The 22,590-nt window shown below is 64.7% G+C and carries 15 protein-coding genes and 1 tRNA gene; 7 read left to right on the forward strand and 9 right to left on the reverse strand.

The genetic code is table 11. From position 1 onward, the window contains the following. Complete coding sequence (locus tag OX89_RS11210; RefSeq protein ID WP_047350672.1) at window positions 1–231, reverse strand: PP0621 family protein; 231 nt, start codon at window positions 229–231, stop codon at window positions 1–3. Further along, window positions 228–1,028: an inner membrane protein YpjD gene (locus tag OX89_RS11215; RefSeq protein WP_011806722.1), complete on the reverse strand. Its 801-nt coding sequence runs from the start codon at window positions 1,026–1,028 to the stop codon at window positions 228–230. Before OX89_RS11215 ends, OX89_RS11210 begins: the two co-directional genes overlap by 4 nt. A 91-nt stretch (window positions 1,029–1,119) precedes the next feature. Here OX89_RS11215 and ffh point away from each other — a divergent pair, with 91 nt between their 5' ends. Further along, entirely contained in the window at window positions 1,120–2,499 is a 1,380-nt protein-coding gene (gene ffh / locus OX89_RS11220) for a signal recognition particle protein (protein ID WP_047350682.1), read from the forward strand. A gap of 121 nt (window positions 2,500–2,620) precedes the next feature. On the opposite strand, the gene miaB is transcribed toward ffh, so the two are convergent. From miaB to OX89_RS11255, 7 genes are all read right to left on the reverse strand, one after another. After that, window positions 2,621–3,967, reverse strand: coding sequence for a tRNA (N6-isopentenyl adenosine(37)-C2)-methylthiotransferase MiaB (gene miaB / locus OX89_RS11225; protein WP_047350673.1), 1,347 nt, complete (start codon window positions 3,965–3,967; stop codon window positions 2,621–2,623). 151 nt (window positions 3,968–4,118) lie between these two features. After that, a complete protein-coding gene (locus tag OX89_RS11230) occupies window positions 4,119–4,568 on the reverse strand; it encodes a hypothetical protein (RefSeq protein ID WP_015914225.1) in 450 nt (149 codons plus the stop codon). A gap of 85 nt (window positions 4,569–4,653) precedes the next feature. Next, window positions 4,654–4,730 (reverse strand) — tRNA-Met (locus tag OX89_RS11235). A 26-nt stretch (window positions 4,731–4,756) separates the two neighbouring features. Next, the gene (locus OX89_RS11240; RefSeq protein ID WP_015914224.1) at window positions 4,757–5,536 is read right to left on the reverse strand and encodes an enoyl-CoA hydratase; all 780 of its coding nucleotides are present in this window, start codon (window positions 5,534–5,536) and stop codon (window positions 4,757–4,759) included. A gap of 50 nt (window positions 5,537–5,586) precedes the next feature. Next, window positions 5,587–7,368, reverse strand: a complete 1,782-nt coding sequence (locus OX89_RS11245) for a M61 family metallopeptidase (protein WP_047350674.1) — start codon at window positions 7,366–7,368, stop codon at window positions 5,587–5,589. 167 nt (window positions 7,369–7,535) lie between these two features. Continuing rightward, the gene (locus tag OX89_RS11250; protein WP_015914222.1) at window positions 7,536–8,246 is read right to left on the reverse strand and encodes a DsbC family protein; all 711 of its coding nucleotides are present in this window, start codon (window positions 8,244–8,246) and stop codon (window positions 7,536–7,538) included. Between the two features lie 42 nt (window positions 8,247–8,288). Continuing rightward, window positions 8,289–9,428 carry an FAD-dependent monooxygenase gene (locus OX89_RS11255; RefSeq protein WP_047350675.1) on the reverse strand — a complete coding sequence of 380 codons (1,140 nt, stop codon included), beginning with the start codon at window positions 9,426–9,428 and terminating at the stop codon, window positions 8,289–8,291. Window positions 9,429–9,529: 101 nt separating this feature from the next. Here OX89_RS11255 and OX89_RS11260 point away from each other — a divergent pair, with 101 nt between their 5' ends. The 6 genes from OX89_RS11260 to OX89_RS11285 all read left to right on the forward strand — a co-directional run bounded on the left by OX89_RS11260 (window position 9,530) and on the right by OX89_RS11285 (window position 22,549). After that, on the forward strand, window positions 9,530–10,399 hold the full coding sequence (locus OX89_RS11260; protein WP_011806714.1) for an MOSC domain-containing protein: 870 nt from the start codon (window positions 9,530–9,532) through the stop codon (window positions 10,397–10,399). A 121-nt stretch (window positions 10,400–10,520) separates the two neighbouring features. Beyond that, window positions 10,521–11,615 (forward strand): redox-regulated ATPase YchF, encoded by a 1,095-nt coding sequence (gene ychF, locus OX89_RS11265; protein ID WP_011806713.1) that lies wholly within the window; start codon window positions 10,521–10,523, stop codon window positions 11,613–11,615. 196 nt (window positions 11,616–11,811) lie between these two features. Then, window positions 11,812–13,023, forward strand: coding sequence for an integrase arm-type DNA-binding domain-containing protein (locus OX89_RS11270; protein ID WP_047350676.1), 1,212 nt, complete (start codon window positions 11,812–11,814; stop codon window positions 13,021–13,023). Window positions 13,024–13,369: 346 nt separating this feature from the next. Beyond that, window positions 13,370–14,470, forward strand: coding sequence for a Fic family protein (locus OX89_RS11275; protein WP_047350677.1), 1,101 nt, complete (start codon window positions 13,370–13,372; stop codon window positions 14,468–14,470). A 9-nt stretch (window positions 14,471–14,479) separates the two neighbouring features. After that, window positions 14,480–19,753 (forward strand): DEAD/DEAH box helicase, encoded by a 5,274-nt coding sequence (locus tag OX89_RS11280; RefSeq protein WP_047350678.1) that lies wholly within the window; start codon window positions 14,480–14,482, stop codon window positions 19,751–19,753. A gap of 6 nt (window positions 19,754–19,759) precedes the next feature. After that, window positions 19,760–22,549, forward strand: coding sequence for a helicase-related protein (locus OX89_RS11285; RefSeq protein ID WP_047350679.1), 2,790 nt, complete (start codon window positions 19,760–19,762; stop codon window positions 22,547–22,549). The last annotated feature ends 41 nt before the right edge of the window (window positions 22,550–22,590 follow it).

Below are 22,590 nucleotides of genomic sequence, written 5' to 3' on the forward strand. Positions count from 1 at the left end.
TCAGGCGGGCCCACGGTCCCGGTGGGCGGTGCTGCAGTACATATGCGCCCCCTCGGGCACGGCATCGCCACGTGGCAGGTGCACGCTGCAGTGGGCGCAGCGCACCATGTCCTGTGGCGGTGCGATGGACGGGCGCTGGGTGTTGCCTTGCCGCGGCGCAGACGCACGGCGCTGCGCGCGCCACACCGCGTAGACCACGGCCAGCACAGCGAACAGGACCAGGTATTTCATGCCGCCCGCCCCAGCACCACTTCCATCACGAAGCGCGAGCCCACGTAGGCCAGCAGCAGCAGTGCCGTGCCTGCATACAGCACGCGCACGGCGCTGCGGCCGCGCCAGCCAAAGCGCGAGCGGCCCAGCAGCAGCACTGCGAAGGTGATCCAGGCCAGCAGCGAGAACACGGCCTTGTGGTCCCACAGCCAGGCGCGGCCGTAGAGCTGCTCGCTGAACAGCCAGCCCGCCACCAGCGTGGCCGAGAGCAGCACAAAGCCCGCCGTCACGAAGCGGAACGTGAGCCGCTCCAGCGTCAGCAGCGGCATGCCGCTGTGCGAATCGGCTGCCAGGCGCATCTGGCGCTCGGCACGGCTCATGAGCCAGGCGTGCACCACCGCTGCGGCAAACAGGCCATAGCAGGCAATGCCCAGCGTGAGGTGCAGCGGCAGCCAGGGCGAGGCGGATACGTGCAGTGGCCGGCCCGGAAACAGCGCCGCCACCAACACGGCCGCGCCGCCCAGTGCGCACAGCACCCAGCGCGCGCGCATCTGCGGAAACAGCTGCCGCTCAACGGCGTAGGTGGTCAGTACCAGCCAGGCCGTCATCGACAAGGCAGCGGCAAAGCCGAAATGCGGCGTGCTGCCCAGCAGGCCCCAGACCAGCGCAGCGCCATGCAGCATCCAGGCAGGGGCCATGATGGCCAGTTGGCCGCGGCCTGTGGAGGTGCGCGGCGCCAGGGCCGCCGCCAGCGCGTAGGCGGCGGCGGTGGCCAGGGCGAGCAGCCAGCCGAGCGGGGAAGCACTGGGTAAAATCATGGGTTCGCAGTTTAGCCTTTCGCCCCTGGTCGTCGGGGCTGTGCCATCGGCCGGCATTACGCCCGGGCCGGTGCATCTGGAGCATTTGGCCATGGCCTCCGCACTCACCGAAAAACTCACCCGTCTCGTCAAGGAGATGCGCGGCCAGGCCCGCATCACCGAAGCCAACGTGCAGGACATGCTGCGCGAGGTGCGCATGGCCCTGCTGGAGGCCGACGTGGCGCTGCCCGTGGTGCGCGACTTCATCGCCCGCGTGAAGGAAAAAGCCCTGGGCCAGGAGGTGCTGGGTAGCCTGAAGCCCGGCCAGGCGCTGGTGGGCATCGTGAACAAGGAGCTGGCCGCGACCATGGGCGAGGGCGTGGCGGACATCAACCTCAACGCGCAGCCGCCGGCGGTGATCCTGATGGCCGGCCTGCAGGGCGCGGGCAAGACCACCACCACGGCCAAGCTGGCCAAGCACCTGATCGAAAAGCGCAAGAAGAAGGTGCTGACCGTCTCGGGCGACGTGTACCGCCCCGCCGCCATCGAGCAGCTCAAGACCGTGACCAAGCAGGCCGGCGCCGAGTGGTTCCCCAGCACGCCCGACCAGAAGCCGCGCGACATCGCCCTTGGAGCGCTGGACTACGCCAAGAAGCACTTCTTCGACGTGCTGCTGGTGGACACGGCCGGTCGCCTGGCCATCGACGAGGTGCTGATGCAGGAAATCAAGGACCTGCACGCAACGCTGAATCCGGTCGAGACGCTGTTCGTTGTGGACGCCATGCAAGGCCAGGACGCGGTGAACACGGCCAAGGCCTTCAAGGAGGCGCTGCCGCTCACCGGCATCGTGCTGACCAAGCTGGACGGCGATTCGCGCGGCGGCGCGGCGCTGTCGGTGCGCCAGGTGACGGGCGCGCCGATCAAGTTCGCCGGGGTGTCCGAAAAAATCGACGGCCTGGAGGTGTTCGACGCCGAGCGCCACGCGGGCCGCATCCTGGGCATGGGCGACATCGTCGCGCTGGTCGAGCAGGTCACGGCCGGCGTGGACATGGAGGCGGCGCAAAAGCTCGCCGCCAAGGTCAAGAGCGGCGACGGGTTCGATCTGAACGACTTCCTGGCCCAGTTGCAGCAGATGAAGCAGATGGGCGGCCTGTCCAGCCTCATGGACAAGCTGCCCGCGCAGCTCACGGCCAAGGCCGGTCAGGTGGACATGGACAAGGCCGAGCGCGACATCCGCCGCAAGGAGGGCATCATCTGCAGCATGACGGCGCTGGAGCGCCGCAAGCCCGAGCTCATCAAGGCCACACGCAAGAAGCGCATCGCCCAGGGCGCCGGCGTGCAGGTGCAGGAGGTCAACCGCCTGCTCAACGAGTTCGAGCAGATGCAGGGCATGATGAAGAAGATGAAGGGCGGCGGCCTCATGAAGCTCATGAAGAAGATGGGCGGCATGAAGGGCGGCCTGCCGGGCATGGGAGGCATGCCGCGGTTCTGAACAGGGGAGCGGTGACCGCTCCTATAAATAGAGCTGCTCGCGCTGGTATTTCAAGGGTTTCAGGCGGAAAAACATTGGAAATCCAGAGGTAGCAAGCGCTGGTAGCTATGGTTTTTGAGGGTCATCCGACCGCGGTCGTGACCTCGCCCATCACCACCTCGCCGCGCAGCGTGTAGGTACGCGCCTCGGTGATCTTCACGTCGATCATCTGGCCGATCAGCCGCTCGTGGCCGGGGAAGTTGACCACGCGGTTGCATTCGGTGCGGCCCATCAGCTCGCTGCCGTCGCGCTTGGATACGCCCTCCACCAGCAGACGCTGCACCGTGCCCACGCGCTCCTGGCTGATCTCCAGGATGTTGCGGTTGATCACGGCCTGCAGCTCCTGCAGGCGGCGCAGTTTCACCTCATGCGGCGTGTCGTCGTGCAGGTTGGCGGCGGGCGTGCCGGGGCGCGGGCTGAAGATGAAGCTGAAGGAGTTGTCGAAGCGCACATCGTCGATCAGCTTCATCATCTTCTGGAAGTCTTCCTCGGTCTCTCCCGGGAAGCCCACGATGAAGTCGCTGCTCATCGCCATGTCGGGGCGGATGGCGCGCAGCTTGCGTATGGTGCTCTTGTATTCCATGGCCGTGTAGCCACGCTTCATGGCCATCAGAATGCGGTCGCTGCCGTGCTGCACGGGCAGGTGCAGGTGGCTCACCAGCTTCGGGATCTTGGCGTAGGCCTCGATCAGGCGCGGCGTGAACTCGTTGGGATGGCTGGTGGTGAAGCGGATGCGCTCGATACCGGGGATCTCGGCCACGTACTCCAGCAGCAGCGCAAAGTCGGCTTTCTCCGCCGTGTCGCCCATGGCGCCCAGATAGGCGTTCACGTTCTGGCCCAGCAGCGTGACTTCGCGCACGCCCTGGTCGGCCAGGCCGGCGACCTCCACCAACACGTCCTCGAACGGGCGGCTGACCTCTTCGCCGCGCGTGTAGGGCACCACGCAGTAGCTGCAGTACTTGGAGCAGCCTTCCATGATCGACACGAACGCGCTGGCGCCCTCCACGCGCGCGGGCGGCAGGTGGTCGAACTTCTCGATCTCAGGGAAGGAAATATCCACCTGCGGCCTGGCCTTGGCGGCGCGGGCGTTGAGCAGCTCGGGCAGGCGGTGCAGCGTCTGCGGGCCGAAGACCACATCCACGAACGGGGCGCGCTTGATGATCTCCTCGCCCTCCTGGCTGGCCACGCAGCCGCCCACGCCGATGAGCACGCCCTTGTCCTTGAGGTGCTTGACGCGGCCGAGGTCGCTGAACACCTTCTCCTGCGCTTTCTCGCGCACCGAGCAGGTGTTGAACAGGATCAGGTCGGCTTGCTCCGGGTCGTCGGTGGGCTCATAGCCCTGGGCGGCGCCCAGCACATCGGCCATCTTGTCCGAGTCGTACTCGTTCATTTGGCAGCCGAAGGTCTTGATGAAAACTTTCTTGGACATGGCTTGTGTCTCTTCAATCTCGCGAAAGACCAGCCGCCGCGGCGCAGGCGGCAGCGGGGCGGTTGCGGGCTGGCCAGCGGGGCCGGCGAAACGCGAACGCGCGCCGGGCTTCAGCGCGGTGGATCAGCGCGGGCGTGTCAGCGCGGGCGTGTCAGCGCAGAGCGGCGGGCTTGGTGTCCCACTCGAAACGCACGTTGGTTTCGGTATCGCTGCCCTTGCGGGGCAAGGCGGCCTCGGCGGGCGTGAGGATCCAGGCGGTGAGCAGCATGCCCGTGCTGGCCTCGGTCACGTAGTTCACCTTCAGGGGCTTGCCCTGCACGGTGTGGGTCATGACCAGCGCGTTCTGCGGGCTGAACAGGCGCATGCCCGGCGCCACCTGGATGGCATTGCCGTTGAGCAGGGCCGTCGTGCGGTCTTGGAAGTTCAGCGTGCCGCGCAGCGCATTGGCGGGGAAGGTGCGCGCAAGGCCGGTGGCCGCCACCGTCTGGGCCGTGGCGGCCGTGGACGCGGCGCCGCCCAGCAGTGCCAGGCATGCGAGGGTCGCCAGCCAGGCGCCGCGGGTGCGGGTGGACGCGAAGGTGCGGGTGTTGCAGCGATTCATGGTGTACATCCAGGGGCTGAAACGAAAATTCTAGTGGCAGGCGCCGGCCCGCCACGCGGCTANCTGGGGCGCTGCGGGTTGTATCTGGTGGTGGTACCGGGACTTGAACCTGGGACATCAGCATTATGAATGCTGCGCTCTAACCAACTGAGCTATACCACCGAAGCCGCGAATTATAGAACAAAAATTTATTGGTGCGTGAAGACTGCGGCGCGCTTGTTCACGAAGGCGTCCATGCCTTCCTTCTGGTCCTGGGTGGCGAACAGTGCATGGAACAGGCGGCGCTCGAACATCACGCCATCGCTCAAAGTCCCTTCGAACGCGCGGTTCACCGATTCCTTGGCGGCCATCACGGCGATCTGCGAGAAACCGCTGATGACGAGGGCCGCGCCCAGGGCTTCTTCCATCAGCTTGTCCAGCGGCACCACGCGGCTGACGAGGCCGGAGCGCTCGGCTTCCGTGGCGTCCATCATGCGGCCGGTGAGGGCCATGTCCATGGCCTTGGCCTTGCCCACGGCGCGCGGCAGGCGCTGCGTGCCGCCCGCGCCGGGGATCACGCCCAGCTTGATTTCGGGCTGTCCGAACTTGGCATTGTCCGCCGCGATGATGAAGTCGCACATCATCGCCAGCTCGCAGCCGCCGCCCAGCGCGTAGCCGCTCACGGCCGCGATGACGGGCTTGCGGATGCTGCGGATCTGCTCCCAGTTGCGCGTGATGTAGTCGCCCTTGTACGCATCGGCAAAGCTGTACTTGGCCATGGCGCCGATGTCGGCGCCCGCGGCGAAGGCCTTCTCGCTGCCCGTCAGGATGATGCAGCCGATCTTCTCGTCGGCGTCGAACGCCTTGAGGGCCTCGCCCAGCTCGGTCATGAGCTGGTCGTTGAGCGCGTTGAGCTGCTTGGGACGGGCGAGCGTGATGATGCCGACCTTGTCCGCTTCGGTGCGGACTTCGATGCATTCGTAGGCCAAGGTGATCTCCTGTTTGTAGTGGGTGGGATGCCGGGAATATACCCAAGCCTTCATGCCTGAGGACCCGGCTGGGCCGGCCCCAGCCAGCGCTGGGCCGCGGCGGCGTCCTGCACGTCCAGGCGCACCGTGTCAGAGGCCGCGCCGGCGCCTGGCAGCGTGAGCGCCAGGCGCATCAGACGCTGGTCGCGCGCCACCAGGGCCGTGATCTGGGTGGCGCTGGCGGCGTACAGCGGCACATCGTCCAACTTGTGCAGGCGCCAGGCCTGGCCCGGCGTTTCCAGCGCCAGCCATTCGTCGCCGGCCATGAAGCCGGCCGCCTCTGCCGCACCGCCGCGCAGCACCGTCTTGATGTGCACGCCGTGGTTCTCGTTCACGCGCAGGCCCAGGCGCTGGGCGATCTGCGCGGGCTCCGCCTGCAGCCGGATGCCATGGGCAGCCAGCAGCTCGGCCAGCGGCAGCTCCGCCGTGCCGTGCGCCCACTGCCCGATCTCGCCGGACCAGTCGCGCCCCGACAACTCCTGCAAAACGGCCAGCAGGTCGGCCTCGGCCATGGGGCCGCCGCCGGTGCGCTGCCACAACGCGCGCATCACGTCGTCCAGCGTGGTGCGGCCTTCGCGGCGCAGCGCGAGGTCCAGGCACAGGCCCACCAGCGCGCCCTTGGTGTAGTAGCTCACGGTGCTGTTGGGCGTGTTCTCATCCTGGCGGTAGTACTTGACCCAGGCGTCGAAGCTGGCCTGCGCCACCGACTGCACCTGGCGGCCCGGCGTCTGCAGCATCTGGTTGATGTTCTTGGTCAACAGACGCAGGTAGGTGGCGTGGTCCACCAGGCCCGCGCGGCGCAGCAGCAGGTCGTCGTAATAGCTGGTGAAGCCTTCGAAAAACCACAGCAGCTCGGTGTAGTTCTCGCACGCGTAGTCGTAGCGCGCGAACTCGGCGGGGCGCAGGCGCTTGACGTTCCAGGTGTGGAAGTATTCGTGGCTGATGAGGCCGAGCAGGGTGGTGTAGCCCTCGGGCGTGGCGGCGTCCCCCACGCGCGGCAGGTCGCGCCGGCCGCAGATGAGGGCGGTGGAGTTGCCGTGTTCCAGCCCGCCGTAGCCGTCGTGCACCGCGTTGAGCAGGAACACGTAGCGCGTGAATGGCGGCTGCTGCGCGCCATGCCAAAAGCGGATGGCCTCCTCGCAGATGCGCTGCACGTCGCGCAGCAGGCGTTCGCCATCCAACGACGGCGCGGCGCCCGCCACCACCAATTGGTGCGTCACGCCGCAGGCGGTGAACTGGGCGCTCCAGAACGGGCCCATCTCCACGGGGCAGTCGACCAGTTCGTCATAGTTGCGTGCGCGGTACAGCCCGAAGCCGGACGGGGCGACCTCCACCGGCTCCAGCCCCGTGGCCAGCGACCAGCCGGCCAGCGCGGGCGGGCACGCGACCTCCAGCGTGTGCGGCGCGTCCTCTTGCCCGTGCACGCGCAGGCACAGGCTGGTGCCGTTGAAGAAGCCCCGCGTGGCGTCCAGCCAGGCGGTGCGCACCGAGGTGTCGTAGGCGGCCACCTCGTAATTCAGCACCAGCGGCGTGCCCGCCGTGCACTGCGCGCGCCAGCGGTGCTTGTCCAGCTGCTGCAGGGGCACGGGGGCGCCGCCCTGCTGCGCCTGCAGCGACTGCAGGTTCTTGGAGAACTCGCGCACCAGGTAGCTGCCCGGAATCCACACCGGCAGCGACAGCTCCTGCTGCGCCGCCGGCACCGCCACGGTGAGCGTGACGCGGTACAGGTGGGCGTGGGTCTGCGTGGGGTCGATGCGGTAGTGGACGGCGGCGGTGCTGGCGGCAAGAGACATGGCGGAATGCAGCGAGAGGGGTGACGTCAAAAAAAATAGCTGCTTGCGCTTACTAGACAAGGGTTTCAATATGAAATGTATTGAAAGTCCTCAGTGAGCAAGCGCTAGCAGCTCTCATATTTGCAGCGCATGCCGATGAAGGATGCGCGGTGGGCGGCAGTGGCGCCTTACTTCCCGGCAGCGGCCAGGCGCTTTTCCACGTCCTGCGCGCCGATGGCGCCGGGCACGCGCGAGCCGTCGGCAAAGATCAGCGTGGGCGTGCCCGTGATCTTGTGCTTGCGTCCGAACGCCAGGTTGCGCTGCAGCGCTGCCGTGTCGCAGCTGGCCGCTGCGGGCGTCTTGTCGCGCAGCATGTGGTCGTCCCACGCGGCCGCGCGGTCCTTGGCGCACCAGATGTTGCGCGACTTCTCGGCCGAGTCGGGGCTGAGGATGGGGTAGAGGAACAGGTACACCGTCACGTTGTCCACGTTCTGCATGTCCTTCTCGAAGCGCTTGCAGTAGCCGCAGTTCGGGTCCTCGAACACCGCCAGCTTGCGCTCGCCGTTGCCACGCACCAGGGTGAAGGCGTCCTGCAGCGGCAGGGCCTTGAAGTCCACCGCCGTCAGCTTGTTAATGCGGTCCTCTGTCAGGTTGCGCCGCGCCTTGGTGTCGATCAGCTCGCCCTGGATCAGGTAGTTGCCCTGGGCGTCGGTGTAGAACAGGTCGGTGCCGATGCGCACCTCGTACAGCCCCTTCATGGGCGTGGAGCGCACTTCGTCGATCTGCTGCAGCTGCGGGATGCGCTCGGCCAGCGCCTTGCGGATCGCTGCGTCCTGTGCCGATGCGTTCAGGCCCAGGAACAGGGCAGTGGCGGCCAGCAAGGTGGGGAGGAGTTTCATTACGTTGGTTTCCGTTCTACTCAGAAAAAGGGGCTCGTCGTATCAGTCAGCGCCCATGGCCTGGCGCGCCACCCAGGCCTTGAGCGGGCCGCTGCGCTCGAAGCCCTTCATGCCCCAGTTGCGCAGCGCGGCCAGCGCGCCCTCGCGCCGGGTGAAGAGTTGCTGCAGGCCGTCCATGGCCATGCCCATCGGCAGCAGCGCGGCCTTGCGTTCGCGCTCGTAGCTGCGCAGCAGGCGCAGATCGCCCACGCTGCGCCAGGCCGCGCGCTCGTGCAGCACACGCGCCAGCGTGCGCGCGTCGCCCAGGCCCAGGTTCAGGCCCTGGCCGGCCAGGGGGTGCACGTTGTGTGCGGCGTCGCCGGCCAGTGCCCAGCTGCGGCGCGCACCCAGGGCGGACTGGCCGGGCGGGGCGCCGCACCAGTGGCGCGCCAGGGCCTGCTGCAGCGGCCAGCTGGCGCGCGGGCCCGCGAGCTGCAAAGCGCCCAGCGCATCGCGGCTGGCTTCGCGCAGGCGCTGTGTGAAGCTGCCTTCGTCGGCCTGCAGCCAGTGCGGAGCCTGCTCCTGCGGCACCGACCACACCACGGCCACGGTGCGCCCCTGGGCGCCGTCCAGCGGCAGGAAGGCGAGGATGCCGCCGTCGGGCAGGAACCACTGGCGCGCCACCTGGCCGTGGGGCCGCTCGCACACCAGCCGCGTGGCGATCGCGTGCTGGGCGTAGGGGGTGATGTCGAATTCGGCACCGAACTCGGCGCGCGTGCGGCTGGCGCGGCCTTCGCACACCACGGTGAGCGCGGCGTCCACGGGCGCGGCGACCGGCTCCACCAGCGGCTGAAAGCGCACGGCATCTGCCAGGCGCGCCTCCAGCGCGGGCACGTCCACGATCCAGGCCAGCGCGTCGTGGCCCTGCTGGGCCGCATCAAAGCGCACCTGGCCGTCCTGGTCGGCGTGCACCTGCATCTGCAGCACGGCCGTCGCATGCTGCGCGTCGGGCCAGCCGCGCACGGATTCCAGCAGCGCGCGCGAGGCGGCATTGAGCGCGTAGGCGCGCACGTCGCCGTCGGAGGGGGAGCCCTCCGGCGGGCCCACCAGCGCCACGCGCAGGCGGTCGCGCGCCAGCAAGAGTGCCAAGGTGCGGCCCACCACGCCCGCGCCGCGGATACATACGTCAAATGTCTGCGCCATCCCGGGATTGTAGGAGCCGCGCTACGCCCCTGCGCCGGGTGGGGCGGCGGCACAATCGCGGGCCAATCCCCTCATCCATCGCCAGCGACAGGAGCAGCAGCGTGAGCTTTCGTGCAGACCATGACTTGACCGGTACCGTGGCCCGGCTGTTCATCCATCCCGTGAAGTCCTGCGCGGGCATCGAGGTGCAGCAGGCTCTGCTGACCGATACCGGGCTGGACCTGGACCGCGCCTGGATGGTGGTCGACGCGCAGGGCGTGTTTCTGTCGCAGCGCACACTGCCGCGCATGGCGCTGATTCGCCCGCAGTTGCGCAGCGACGACCTGGTGCTGCGCGCGCCCGGCATGCTGGCGCTGCATGTGGCGCTGGACCGGGTCGAGCAGCCGGCCACCGTGCAGGTGTGGGACGACACCGTGCCCGCCTGGGACATGGGCGACCTGGCCGCGCAGTGGTTTTCGGACTTTTTGGGGCTGCGCTGCCGGCTGGTGCGGTTTGACCCGGAGCACCGCCGGCTGTCCAGCCTGCGGTGGACCGGCGGCATCGAGGCGCCCACCCAGTTCGCGGACGGCTTTCCGCTGCTGGTGGCGAGCCAGGGGTCGCTGGACGGCCTCAACGAGCGGCTGCTGGCCGCGGGCGAGGGGGCGGTGGGCATGGAGCGCTTTCGGCCCAACCTGGTGATTGCCGGGGTCGAGGCGCACGACGAAGACCGCATCGACGAGCTGTTCATCGGCACGGGCGAAGGCGAGGTGCGGCTGCAGCTCGTCAAGCCGTGCACGCGCTGCCCCATCCCCAACATCGACCCCGCCACGGCCGAGAGCACCCCGGCCGTCAGCACGGCCCTGCGCCGTTACCGCCAGGACCCGCGCATGGACGGCGCGATCACCTTCGCCATGAATGCCATCGTGCGCGAGGGCACGGGCACGGTGCTACGCGTGGGCCAGCCCGTGGCGGCCAACCTGCGGTTCGACTGAGGGGGGCCCTGCGGGGGCGCCTGGCGAGGGGAGCGCCTGCGGGGCATTGGCGCGCGCGCCTCGCTTCATACCCCTCCCGTAAAATGGCGGGTTTGTCTCCCGAACCTACGAAAGCCCTGCCATGAGCCTGAAATGCGGCATCGTGGGCCTGCCCAACGTCGGCAAGTCCACCCTCTTCAACGCCCTCACCAAGGCCGGCATTGCCGCCGAGAACTACCCTTTTTGCACCATCGAGCCCAACACCGGCGTGGTGGAGGTGCCCGATCCGCGCCTGCAGCAGCTGGCAGAGATCATCAATCCCGAGCGCATCGTGCCCGCCATCGTCGAGTTCGTGGACATCGCGGGCCTGGTGGCTGGTGCCTCCAAGGGCGAAGGCCTGGGTAACCAGTTCCTGGCGCACATCCGCGAGACCGATGCCATCGTCAACGTGGTGCGTTGCTTCGAGGACCCGAACGTGATCCACGTGGCCGGCCGCGTGGACCCCATCGCCGACATCGAGGTCATCCAGACCGAGCTGTGCCTGGCCGACCTGGCCACCGTCGAGAAGGCCCTGCAGCGCTACAGCAAGGCGGCCAAGAGCGGCAACGACAAGGAAGCCGCCAAGCTGGTGCAACTGCTCACGCCCATCCAGGCTGCGCTGGATGAGGGCAAGCCGGCGCGCACCGTGCCCGTGTCCAAGGAAGACGCGCCGCTGCTCAAGCAGTTCTGCCTGATCACCGCCAAGCCGGCGATGTTCGTGGGCAACGTGGCCGAGGACGGCTTCGAGAACAACCCCCTGCTGGACAAGCTCAAGGCCTATGCCGAGGCCCAGGGCGCGCCCGTGGTCGCCATCTGCGCCAAGATCGAAGCCGAGATGGCCGAGATGGGCGACGAGGACCGCGACATGTTCCTGCAGGAAATGGGGCTGGAGGAGCCGGGCCTGAACCGCCTGATCCGCGCGGGCTTCAAGCTGCTGGGCCTGCAAACCTACTTCACCGCCGGCGTGAAGGAAGTGCGCGCCTGGACCATCCACGTGGGCGATACCGCGCCGCAGGCGGCCGGCGTGATCCACGGCGACTTCGAGCGCGGCTTCATCCGCGCGCAGACCATCGCGTTCGAGGATTTCATCCAGTACAAGGGCGAGCAGGGCGCCAAGGACGCGGGCAAGATGCGCGCCGAAGGCAAGGAATACGTCGTCAAGGACGGCGACGTGATGAACTTCCTCTTCAACGTCTGACGATTTTTGCTGGATCTCGGTGGCGCTCAGTAGCGCTTGGTGGACAGGTTGGCCCATTTTAAATCAATGGGTTGCGTAAACAATACGGTCTGCTGAGCGTTCCTATTGTTCATCGAGGTCTGAAAAGTTCGGGGGTAGCGTTGGGGGTACTCGTGTTCAACCGTGGGGGTACTTTTCCCCGCAGTGGAGTCCAACGATGCCCGAGAATCTACTCACTGACGCCAAGGTCAGGTCGGCCAAATCGACTGATCGAGACTGGAAACTTTCAGACGGCGGGGGCCTGTTCCTGCTGGTCAAGCCCACCGGCGGCAAGCTCTGGCGGTGGAAGTACCGTCTGCAAGGCAAGGAGAACCTCTTTGCCATTGGCGGTTTTCCTCAAGTAAGTCTTGCAGAGGCGCGTGCGGCTCGCGAGAAGGCGCGTGCCTTGGTCAAGCAAGGCATCCACCCTGCGCATGAGCGGCAGCAGGTCAAGCAGCGTAACCTGGAAGTCTTGGAGGAACGCAAGCGTGCTCGTGAAAGCACGTTTGCCAAGGTGGCGCAGGCTTACCTGGCGGAGATCAAGCCTGTCTTTGCGCTCAGTTCCTACCGCACCAAAGAGTCCCGCATCAGGAAGTACCTGTCACCCAAGTTCGATGGGATGCCGATGAGCGACATTGGCGTGAAGCAGATTCGCCCGTTGCTGGAGGAATGCAAGGCCCACGGCGCGTGGGCAGCCATCCATGTCAAAGGCGATCTTTCGGCCATCTTCGAGTTCGCGGTGGTGCGGGGGCTGGTCGAGGCAAATCCAATTCCCAGCCTTCGCGGGCTGCTGCGCGTGCCGTTCAGCGAGAGCAAGGCGGCGATGACGCGAGAGCAAATCCAGAGGTTCTATCAAGAGTTGCGCGGCTACCGGGGCTATCCGGAAACCTCTTTGTGCCTGCGGCTGATCGCGCTGACCGCCTGCCGTCCAGGGGAAGCGGCGGATGCCGAGTGGGAGGAGTTCGACTTTGAGGATGCGTTGTGGCGTCGGCCAGCGGCGAAGATGAAGGCGCGGCGTGACCATGTCAGTCCGTTGTCCACGCAGACCATAGCGGTGCTGAAAGACTTGCAGCACATCACGGGTGGCGGGCGCTATCTGTTTCCGCACCGAAGCGGAAAGGGCTTCACTACGCCCAACCGGCTCACCTACGCGATGCGCGACATGAACCTGGGCCGGGGCACGACGCCGCATTGCTGGCGGACGACCTTTTCAACCTGGGCCAATGAGAACGGATACCGGCCTGATGCGATTGAGCGGCAGCTTGCCCACGTGGAAAGCAACAAGGTGCGGGCGACGTACAACAAGGCGCTGCTGCTGGATCAGAGAAGGACGCTGTTGCAGGACTGGGCGGACTATCTGAGTGCGGCGGAGGGCAGTGGCACGGTATAGGGGCAATTTCGCCGGGTGTTGCAGAACGAATGGACAGGTGCGGCCTTTTCCTTTTCTGGGTAGGGCCGTTGCCCCTTGGGTGCCGTTCCCTTGCCATTTGCCTTTGCCCAAGGATGGTCGCTGGGAAATGGGGTAAACAATGGATTAAATGAGGTAATTATTTATTGATTACCCTTTTTAGATTCATGTCGTTCATTTCCTTTTGGTCGGCCATACCAGCCTCCCACGATAGATCCAATGTTCAGGAAATGGGGTAGTCAAACACCAGAAAAGAGGCATTTTTAGAGACAATACCCCATTTAAGAGCTATGATTACCCCATTTACACAGTCTGGGCTTACATTTCCATGCACTCGCTCACACCCGAGTACCTTGCCGCGCTTCGCTTCGATGGCACTCAGGCCGCCACGTTGCGCACACTGGGCGAGTACCAGGGTAAGCAGCAACTCTACGCTGCGCAGTCGCCCGAAGCCCTTAAGGGGCTACGCCAGATCGCGGTGGTGGAGTCCACCGAGTCGTCCAACCGGCTGGAAGGTGTTGTCGTAGCGCCTTCGCGGCTGAAGTCTCTGGTCATCCGCAACGCAACACCAAAGAGCCGCTCCGAACAGGAGATCGCCGGCTACCGTGACGCCCTGGCGCTGATCCACGAATCGTCCGCGCACATGCCCTTCAGCGAGGGCGTAGTGCTGCAACTCCACACCCTGCTGTACCGCTATATGCCGCAGGCGGGCGGGCGCTGGAAGGCTACCAATAACGACATCATCGAACGTCACCCGGACGGCACGTCACGTCTACGCTTCCAGCCGGTCGCTGCGCACCTCACACCCATGGCTATGACCGATCTGGCTGGGCGCTACGCCACCGCGCTGGATCAGCACCTGGCCGACCCCCTCGTACTGGTGCCGCTGGCGATGCTCGACTTCCTGTGCATCCACCCCTTCCCGTACGGCAACGGTCGCATGTCCCGTTTGCTGACCCTGCTGCTGCTCTACCACTTCGACTATGCCGTGGGTCGCTACATCAGTTTGGAACGCATCTTCGAGGAAACCAAGGAAGGTTATTACGAGACGCTGGAAGCCAGTTCGCAGGGCTGGCACCAGGGGCAGCACGACGTAAAGCCCTGGCTCGACTACTTCTGGGGTGCCTTACTACGGGCCTACCGTGAGTTCGAGGAGCGTGTCGGCACCATCGAACGGGGACGTGGCAGCAAAGGCGACCGAGTGCGGACGGAAGTTCTGGGGCGCACCCTGCCGTTCTCGATTTCCGAGATTGAAGAAGCCTGCCCGGGCGTGAGCCGGGACATGGTTCGACTAGTGCTGCGAGCGATGAAATCAGAGGGGTTGATCGAATCGACTGGCAAGGGGCGAGGTGCGAAATGGAAGCGCATCACAGCAGGCACATCCGGTAGTACAGCGGTTCTGGCGATTGGCCACAAGATGGATCAGTGAGGACTCTCCATGGATAACGTTTTCCAATTCCGCGACCAGCTCATCGAACGATACGGCAGCTTTTCCCGCAGTTTCGTTCGCATCGCTGCGCCTGATATCCAAGCCGAGGTCGAACATCAATATGCGCAAGGTCGCTATTGGCCTGAGCCGCTGGTGCAGATCAACCCGAATTACCAACGCCAGGGCACGGTGCAGAACCTGGCGACACAGGGGGTCTTGCATGCTGCCTGCGCAGAGATCTTCCAGGTCGGGAAGTCTGAAGGTTCGCCAGAACCCCTGCATCTTTACAAGCACCAGATGGAAGCCTTGGCCAAAGGCCAGGAACGCCAAAGCTATGTGGTCACGACCGGAACGGGGTCGGGGAAGTCCCTGTCCTTTTTCATCCCGATCATCGACCGCATACTCAAGGCCAAGCAATCCGATGGCAAAGCACGTACCAGGGCCATTGTCATCTATCCGATGAATGCTCTGGCCAACAGCCAGTTGGAAGAACTCGACAAGTTTCTGCATGGCTATGCGCCAGAGCTTCGTCCCTTCACCGTCAAGCGCTACACCGGCCAGGAAAGCAAGGCGGAACGCAGCGCCATCGCGGATGACCCGCCCGATATCCTGCTCACTAACTTCATGATGCTGGAGTACATCCTCACGCGCTTCGACGAAGTGGATCGGCGTGTGGTGGAACACTGCGAGGGACTTGAGTTCCTGGTGCTGGATGAGTTGCATACCTATCGTGGCCGTCAAGGGGCGGACGTTGCCTTGCTAGTGCGGCGCCTGCGAGAGCGCTTGAAAGCCGAGCAACTGGTCTGCATCGGCACGTCGGCCACCATGTCCAGCACAGGTAGCCAAGCCGACTGCAACCGCGTGGTGGCCGATGTGGCTAGCAAACTTTTTGGCACCCAGATCAGCGAGCATGACGTCATCGGCGAGACCTTGGAGCGCGTCACCAACCCGCTCAAGGACGTCAACGCCATCCGCACAGAACTACCGGCGGCCATCACGCGAAAGCAGGATATCTGGGCTGACTTCGACGCCTTTCGCAATGATCCGTTATCCATCTGGGTGGAGTTGAACCTGGGTATCGAACTACCTGCCGACGAGCCTCCTAGGCGGGCGAGACCCATGATGTTGGAAGAGGCCAGCCGCCGTCTCGCCGAAGACGCGGGTTGCCAGCCTGAAGCCGCTCGCACCGCCCTGCAGCGCTTCCTAGTGGCTGCCCATGATGTGCGCACGCCCCAGGGCAGGCCGCCTTTCGCGTTCAAGCTGCACCAGTTCATCAGCGGTCCCGGCAAGGTACTCACCACGCTGGAGGCGCGAGGTAAGCGCCATGTCACGCTCGATGCTCAGCGTTTCGCGCCGGGGCGACAGCAAGAGAATGTGCTGCTTTACCCGACGCACTTCTGCCGCGATTGCGGCCAGGAGTACCTACCTGTCTGGCACGCACAGCAACCGGTCGGCTTCAGCTCACGTGAAATCGACGATATCGCGGCAGAAGACGACGCCAGCTATGGCTTCCTGTGTCCTCTGGTGCCCGGGCAGCAATACGGCGGCCTGCTCGAAGACCTGCCGGAAACCTGGATCGACCTCAGCCGTAGCGAACCCAAAATCAAGCCAGCCTACAAGAATGCCGTTCCCTATATGGTCACGGTCGATGCCAAAGGGCAAACGGGCTCGGGGACGGAGTTCTGGTTCATTCCAGGAAAGTTCCGCTTCTGCCTGAACTGCGGCACGACACACGAAGCCCACGGCAAGGATGCCAACCGCCTCTCCAGTCTGTCCGGCGAAGGCCGCTCTTCGGCCACTACCATGATTGCCCTGGCGGCCTTGCAGCAATTGTTCGCACTTTCCGAACCTGCGCCAGGGCAGCCTGACCCACGCAAGTTGCTTGGGTTTACCGACAACCGCCAGGATGCCGCTCTGCAGGCGGGGCATTTCAACGACTTCATTTTCCTGCTGACGCTGCGTGCCGGCTTGATCGGCGCACTACAGGGCAGCGGCGGCCAACTCGATGAAGAACACTTGGCCGAAAGCGTATTCAAAGCCCTCGGCTTTCAAGGGGTCGATGAAGTGACCTTGGTGGAGTATCTGCGCACCCCCAAGCTCATGGGACTGGCCCGACAAGAAGCGCAACGCACATTGCGCTTCATCATCGCCTACCGGCTACTGCGTGATCTGCGGCGTGGCTGGCGCTTCAATAATCCGAATCTGGATCAACTCGGCCTGTTGCAGATTCGGTATCGAGACCTAGATGCCTTTTGCGCTGACGCCAGCATCTTTACTGCAAACAGCACCTTGACCAAATTGACGGCAGTGCAGCGGACAGTTTTGTTCGAACTACTGTTCGACGCCTTGCGCCGCCATCTGTGCCTGGAAAGTCGTTACCTCGACCCGGTCGAGCAGGACAAGGCACGCACCAGCGCCCACACCTACCTGAATGAACGTTGGGCCTTCGCTCCCGACGAGAAACTCGATACCGGCCGCTATCTCATCCTCGGCAAGCGCCCGGAATACAAGGGCAAGCCGCGCACCGACTTGGTGACAGGTGGTCCACGCTCCCGTCTGCTACGGCAAATAAAGATGGCCGCCTTCTGGCGCAACAGCGCCTGCGCCAGCGAGGTCGCGCAATGGAAAGATGTCGAGTGGACTAAGCTGATCGAAGCGCTGCTGGAGTCCGCCAAGGACTATGGCTATGTGCAGCGCCAACCTATCGACGCCCAGCTCGCAGGCTGGCGCTTGAACGCGGCTGCTCTGGACTGGTGCCTGATTGCCGATCAGCCGCAAACTGATAGCAATCGAATCAATCAGTATTTCCGCACCCTGTATCTCGGCATTGCCGACCTGCTGCGTCGGCCCTCGCATCCGCTGTTCGACTTCGAGGCTCAGGAACACACGGCCCAGGTGGATGCGCCACGCCGGCAACTGCTGGAGCAGCGCTTTCGTTACACCGAAAAAGACAGGCAGGATTGGGCGCAGAACCCGGCCCACGAAGCGCCGTTGGAACGTTTGCCGGTGATGTTCTGCTCCCCCACGATGGAGCTTGGCGTGGATATCTCCGCGCTCAACACCGTGTACCTGCGCAATGTGCCGCCGACCCCCGCCAACTACGCCCAGCGCAGCGGCCGTGCGGGTCGCTCGGGTCAGCAGGCGCTGGTCATCACCTACTGCGCGGCACTCAGTCCGCATGACCAGTGGTTCTTCCACAATGCAGAGCAAATGGTGCATGGCGTGGTACGCGCGCCAACCCTCGACCTGAGCAACCGCGATCTCATCGACAGCCATCTGCAAGCGGTCTGGCTGGCCAGCACCCAGGTGCCGCTGGACGATAGCATTGCGCCCATGCTGGATCTTGACCAGCCCGGCAAACCACTGAAGCAGCCCTTGCACGAAGCGCTCCGGGCGCAGGCTGTCCAGCAGCGGGCCTTGGCCAGTGCCGACCGGGTCATCGACCAGCTTGAGGGCGAGCTTGAAGGCAGCGCCTGGTTCACTCCTGACTATGTGCGCCAGGTCATCGACAACGCGGCGCAAGCGTTCTCTGGGGCGCTGGAGCGCTGGCGCGTGCTGTTCGATGCCACCCGCCAACAGATGGATATGGCTGATCGCATCGTCAAGAGCCATACCGCCTCGCACACTGAGCGCCAAAATGCCCAGCGCCGTTACGGCGACGCCGCGCGCCAGTACGCCGTGTTGCTCAAGTCCGGCAACGGCCAGAACAACGACTTCTACACCTATCGCTACTTGGCCAGCCAAGGCTTCCTGCCCGGCTACAACTTCCCGCGCCTGCCGCTGATGGCCTGGATTCCCGCCCGTGGCGGCCAGGCCGTCAATGGCAAGGATGACGAAGGCAGCATGGTCAGCCGGCCACGCTTCCTGGCCCTGTCCGAATTCGGCCCCCGCAGCCTCATTTATCACCAGGGCCGCATGTACCGCGTGGTGCGTGCCAAACTCAACGTAGGGAATACAGACCACATTTCCGGCAACAGCCAGTTGGCCACCATTGCCTCGCTGGTGTGCAGCCAGTGCGGCTACGGCCATCTCGGCGAGCCTGGCGGCGAACAGCCGCTGGTCAATCGCTGCGAGAACTGCGACGCCTTGCTCACCGAGCACGATTGGGTGCGCGAGCTCTACCGCATCGAAACCGTGGAGACCGTGGCCACCGAGCGCATCTCCATCAACGACGAGGAGCGCCAGCGTCAGGGCTTCGAACTGCAAACTACCTACCGCTTCCTGCCCGGGCCCGATGGTCGTATCCAGCAGCAGAAGGCCACGATCCAACAAGGCGAGGACGTGCTGGGCGAACTCACCTACGCGCCCGCTGCGCAAATCTGGCGCATCAACCGCGGCTGGCGCAGGCGCAAGGACAAGGAGCAACTGGGCTTCTACATCAACCCCATCACGGGCACCTGGAGCAAGCAGGACGCACCGGATGCGGAAGAGGACAAGGGCGGCGACGATGCTTTGCTGGAGAAGGTGCCCAACCAGCGCATCGTTCCCTTTGTGGAAGATCATCGCAATCTGTTGATCTTCGCTCCCATACATGCCCTGTCTCTGGAGGCCATGGCGACGTTGCAGGCCGCACTCAAGCGCGGCATCGAAATGACCTTCCAGATCGAGGAATCCGAACTGGTGGTCGAGCCACTGCCAAAGTCCGACGAGCGCCGCGCCTTGCTGTTTTACGAAGCGGCCGAAGGCGGTGCGGGTGTGCTCACTCGCCTGGCAAACAATCGCGACGACCTTGCACTCGTAGCTAGTAATGCCCTGCAACTTATTCACTATCGCTTACCGCAGAGCGGCATTTGGACGCTGGACGATCTGCCGTCACTGGAACAGACCGATGTGCTTGGCAATCATCAGTGTGAAGCCGGCTGCTACCAGTGCCTGCTGTCCTACTTCAACCAGCCGGACCACGAACACATCAACCGCCGCAATGCGGATGCGCTCAAGCTGCTGGTCGCTCTGGCCAATGCCCAGGTGCAGCCCGTAACGAGCAGCCCGGCCACCGTTGTCTCGACGACTTCAGTTGACGAGCCACTTGATGTTTGGCTGTCCGCGCTCCGCCAAGTAGGGGCCGTGCAACCTGATGCGGTCAACGTGTCCGTCAACAATGGCGCAGCCATCGCCGCGGCCCAGTACAAGGCATCTCGTGCTCTGGTGTTTCTGTCCGCGGTGGATGAGCAGACCACCAGCGTATTGCAGGACAAAGGCTGGCAGGTGCTCGATTTTTCGGACGCTTCACGTTGGTCACAACAATTCGCCGCGCACGCCGATGTGTTCGGTTCCAAGGAATAAGGACGTATGACGATCCTCGAACACGACTTTCTGCCCGGCAACCTGGTGCGCGCCAGAGGCCGCGAATGGGTGGTGCAAAGCGACTCCCGCCGCGACTGGCTGCGCCTGCGCCCATTGAGCGGTGCCGATGACGAAAGCATTGCCCTGATCCCCGAGTTGGAACTGCATCCCGTCGAACCTGCCACCTTCGACTGGTCCGATCCCGCGCGCGCCGGCAACCACGCCGCCGCGCTGTTGCTACGCGATGCCTTGCGCCTGACCCTGCGCGCCGGCGCCGGCCCGTTCCGCTCCTTTGGCAATATCGCCGTGGAGCCTCGCGGCTACCAGCTTGTGCCGTTGCTGATGGCACTGCGCCTGTCCACTGTGCGCCTGCTGATCGCTGATGACGTTGGCATCGGCAAGACCATCGAAGCCGCTTTGATCGCACGCGAGCTCATGGACCGTGGCGAAATCGCCCGCCTGGCCATTCTCTGCCCGCCACACCTTGTCGAGCAGTGGCAAAGTGAGTTGGAAACCCGCTTCAACCTTCACGCTGTGGCGTTGACTTCGTCTTCGGCCTCCCGCATCGAACGTGATCTTCCGCATGGTGTGCGCCTGTTCGACCATCATCCCGTGGTGGTCGTCAGCCTGGACTACATCAAGAGCGAACGCCACCGCGAACAGTTTCTCGCCACCGCCCCTGAATGCATCATCGTTGACGAGGCCCATACCTGCGCCAGCAGCGGCGCGGGCAAGCAATTGCGCTTCGAGCTGCTGCAACGCCTTGCTCGTGACGCGCAGCGACACCTGATCCTGCTGACCGCCACCCCGCACTCCGGTGACGAAACCGCCTTCTACAACTTGCTGTCGCTGCTCGATCCGCGCTTTGCGGCCTTGCAAGGCCGAATGACGGCCTCCGACCCGCTGCGTCAGGAATTGGCCCGCCACTTCGTCCAGCGCCGTCGCAAGGACATCGTTGAATGGCAGGCCGAGACCCATGACGGACGAGGTTTTCCCCGCCGCATGAAAACCGAGCTTACCTATCAACTCAGCGGCGAATGGGGCGCGTTCTTCGACGCCGTGCAGGATTACTGCCGCGAACTGGCTGAAACCGTTGAGCAGCAAGAACAGCAAGGCGGCGCTCGCCTCATCTGGTACGCCACCCTGGCATTGCTGCGCTGCGTGGCGTCGTCGCCCGCTGCCGCCGTCAAGGCACTGACCACGCGCCTGGAAGGCACCCTGCCAGACGACGCCCTCCTCAGTGATGAGCGCCTGCACGATGGCGAGGCCGACGACCTTTCAGGCAGCGATTTGGAACCGCCTGCTCAAGTGCAGGATGCGGCGCCGCGTTTGCGAACCCTGATCGCCGACGCGCAACGTCTTTCCGGCAAGGCCGGTGATCCTAAGCTGGCCGTGCTCATCCGACATATCGACCTCCTGGTGAAGGAGGGCTATCACCCGGTGGTGTTCTGTCGCTACATCGCCACCGCCCATTACGTGGCCGAACACCTCAAGGCTGCTTTCCCCAAGGCCACCGTCGATGCCGTCACCGGCGAACTCACACCCGAAGAACGCCGCGAGCGCGTGGACGACATGGAGGATACCGAGCAACGCATCCTGGTCGCTACCGATTGCCTCTCCGAAGGCATCAACCTGCAACATCTGTTCACCGCCGTCGTCCACTACGACCTGGCCTGGAACCCCACCCGCCATGAACAGCGCGAAGGCCGCGTCGATCGTTTCGGTCAGCAGGCCGATGAGGTGCGCTGCACCATGCTCTACGGGCAGGACAACCCGGTGGATGGCTTCGTGCTCAACGTCATTCTCAAAAAGGGTGAGGCCATTCAGAAGGAGCTCGGCGTGCTCGTTCCCATGCCCGAGGACACTGCCCGCATCAATCAGGCGCTGGTCAAGGCTGCACTGATGAAACGCAGCGATAGCCGCAGCCCATCGCCGCAAGTCGCATTCGATTTCGGTGAGCCGGAGCAATTGCTCGCCCCTCTGCAAGCCCAATGGCGCGACGCGCTGGAAAAAGCCAAGGCCAATCGCACCGTGTTCGCCCAGCGTCGCATCAAGCCAGACGAGGTGCTGCCCGAATGGCACAAACAGCAACAGGCCTTGGGCACTCAGGCTGACGTGCAGCGCTTTCTGCAAAGCGCTTGCGTGCGGCTGGGGGCACCGCTGGAAATCGGCCGCAAGCAGACCGCACGCTTCCTGCCGCAGCACCTGCCCGAAGCCCTGCGCCAGCGCTTGGCCGATGAGGGTATCAACACACCCCAACTCATCGACTTTAGCGAACTGCATCGCAGCCATCCGTTGGTTGGCCTGCTGGCCCAGCATTTGCTGGAAGACGCACTCGGTGGCGAACGTCCGCTGGCCGCCCGTTGCGCTGCCACTCTTACCAATGACGTGGAGGTTGTCACCACCCTTTACCTTCTGCGTCTGCGCCACCAGCTCAGCTACGTGCGCCGCCGCGAACCCTTTCAGATGATGGCGGAGGAAACCGTTGCTCTGGCTGTGCAGGGCCGCAACGCTCCTCAATGGCTGGCTGACGACGGCGTGAGTCGCCTGCTCGAATGCACGCCCAGCGGTAACCTGCCGCCAGAGGCGGCACAGCGCGAAATCCGCACCGCGCTCGACTTCCTCGCCGCGCACCCGCGGCAACTGCAAGCGGTAGCCCAACAGCGGGCCGATGCCCTGCTGGCCGACCACCAGCGCGTGCGCGAAGCCACCCGTGACGTCGGCCAGTACAGCGTCAGCCCCTGCCTGCCGGTGGATGTGATGGGCGTGTACGTGCTGCTGCCTGACTCGCTATAACAGGCCGTTGAAAAATCCCCCGCCGACGCCCGCGTTGGCCG

This window comes from Diaphorobacter sp. J5-51 (assembly GCF_001023515.1).
Classification (GTDB): Bacteria; Pseudomonadota; Gammaproteobacteria; order Burkholderiales; family Burkholderiaceae_C; genus Diaphorobacter; species Diaphorobacter nitroreducens.

Excerpts from the sequence above, each read along its gene's own strand:
- ffh (WP_047350682.1), top strand. The coding sequence starts at position 1,120 with ATGGCCTCCGCACTCACCGAAAAACTCACCCGTCTCGTCAAGGAGATG.
- OX89_RS11250 (WP_015914222.1), bottom strand. The coding sequence starts at position 8,246 with ATGAAACTCCTCCCCACCTTGCTGGCCGCCACTGCCCTGTTCCTGGGC.
- OX89_RS11245 (WP_047350674.1), bottom strand. The coding sequence starts at position 7,368 with ATGTCTCTTGCCGCCAGCACCGCCGCCGTCCACTACCGCATCGACCCC.
- OX89_RS11280 (WP_047350678.1), top strand. The coding sequence starts at position 14,480 with ATGGATAACGTTTTCCAATTCCGCGACCAGCTCATCGAACGATACGGC.
- OX89_RS11275 (WP_047350677.1), top strand. The coding sequence starts at position 13,370 with ATGCACTCGCTCACACCCGAGTACCTTGCCGCGCTTCGCTTCGATGGC.
- OX89_RS11215 (WP_011806722.1), bottom strand. The coding sequence starts at position 1,028 with ATGATTTTACCCAGTGCTTCCCCGCTCGGCTGGCTGCTCGCCCTGGCC.
- OX89_RS11210 (WP_047350672.1), bottom strand. The coding sequence starts at position 231 with ATGAAATACCTGGTCCTGTTCGCTGTGCTGGCCGTGGTCTACGCGGTG.
- OX89_RS11270 (WP_047350676.1), top strand. The coding sequence starts at position 11,812 with ATGCCCGAGAATCTACTCACTGACGCCAAGGTCAGGTCGGCCAAATCG.
- OX89_RS11255 (WP_047350675.1), bottom strand. The coding sequence starts at position 9,428 with ATGGCGCAGACATTTGACGTATGTATCCGCGGCGCGGGCGTGGTGGGC.
- ychF (WP_011806713.1), top strand. The coding sequence starts at position 10,521 with ATGAGCCTGAAATGCGGCATCGTGGGCCTGCCCAACGTCGGCAAGTCC.
- OX89_RS11230 (WP_015914225.1), bottom strand. The coding sequence starts at position 4,568 with ATGAATCGCTGCAACACCCGCACCTTCGCGTCCACCCGCACCCGCGGC.
- OX89_RS11285 (WP_047350679.1), top strand. The coding sequence starts at position 19,760 with ATGACGATCCTCGAACACGACTTTCTGCCCGGCAACCTGGTGCGCGCC.
- miaB (WP_047350673.1), bottom strand. The coding sequence starts at position 3,967 with ATGTCCAAGAAAGTTTTCATCAAGACCTTCGGCTGCCAAATGAACGAG.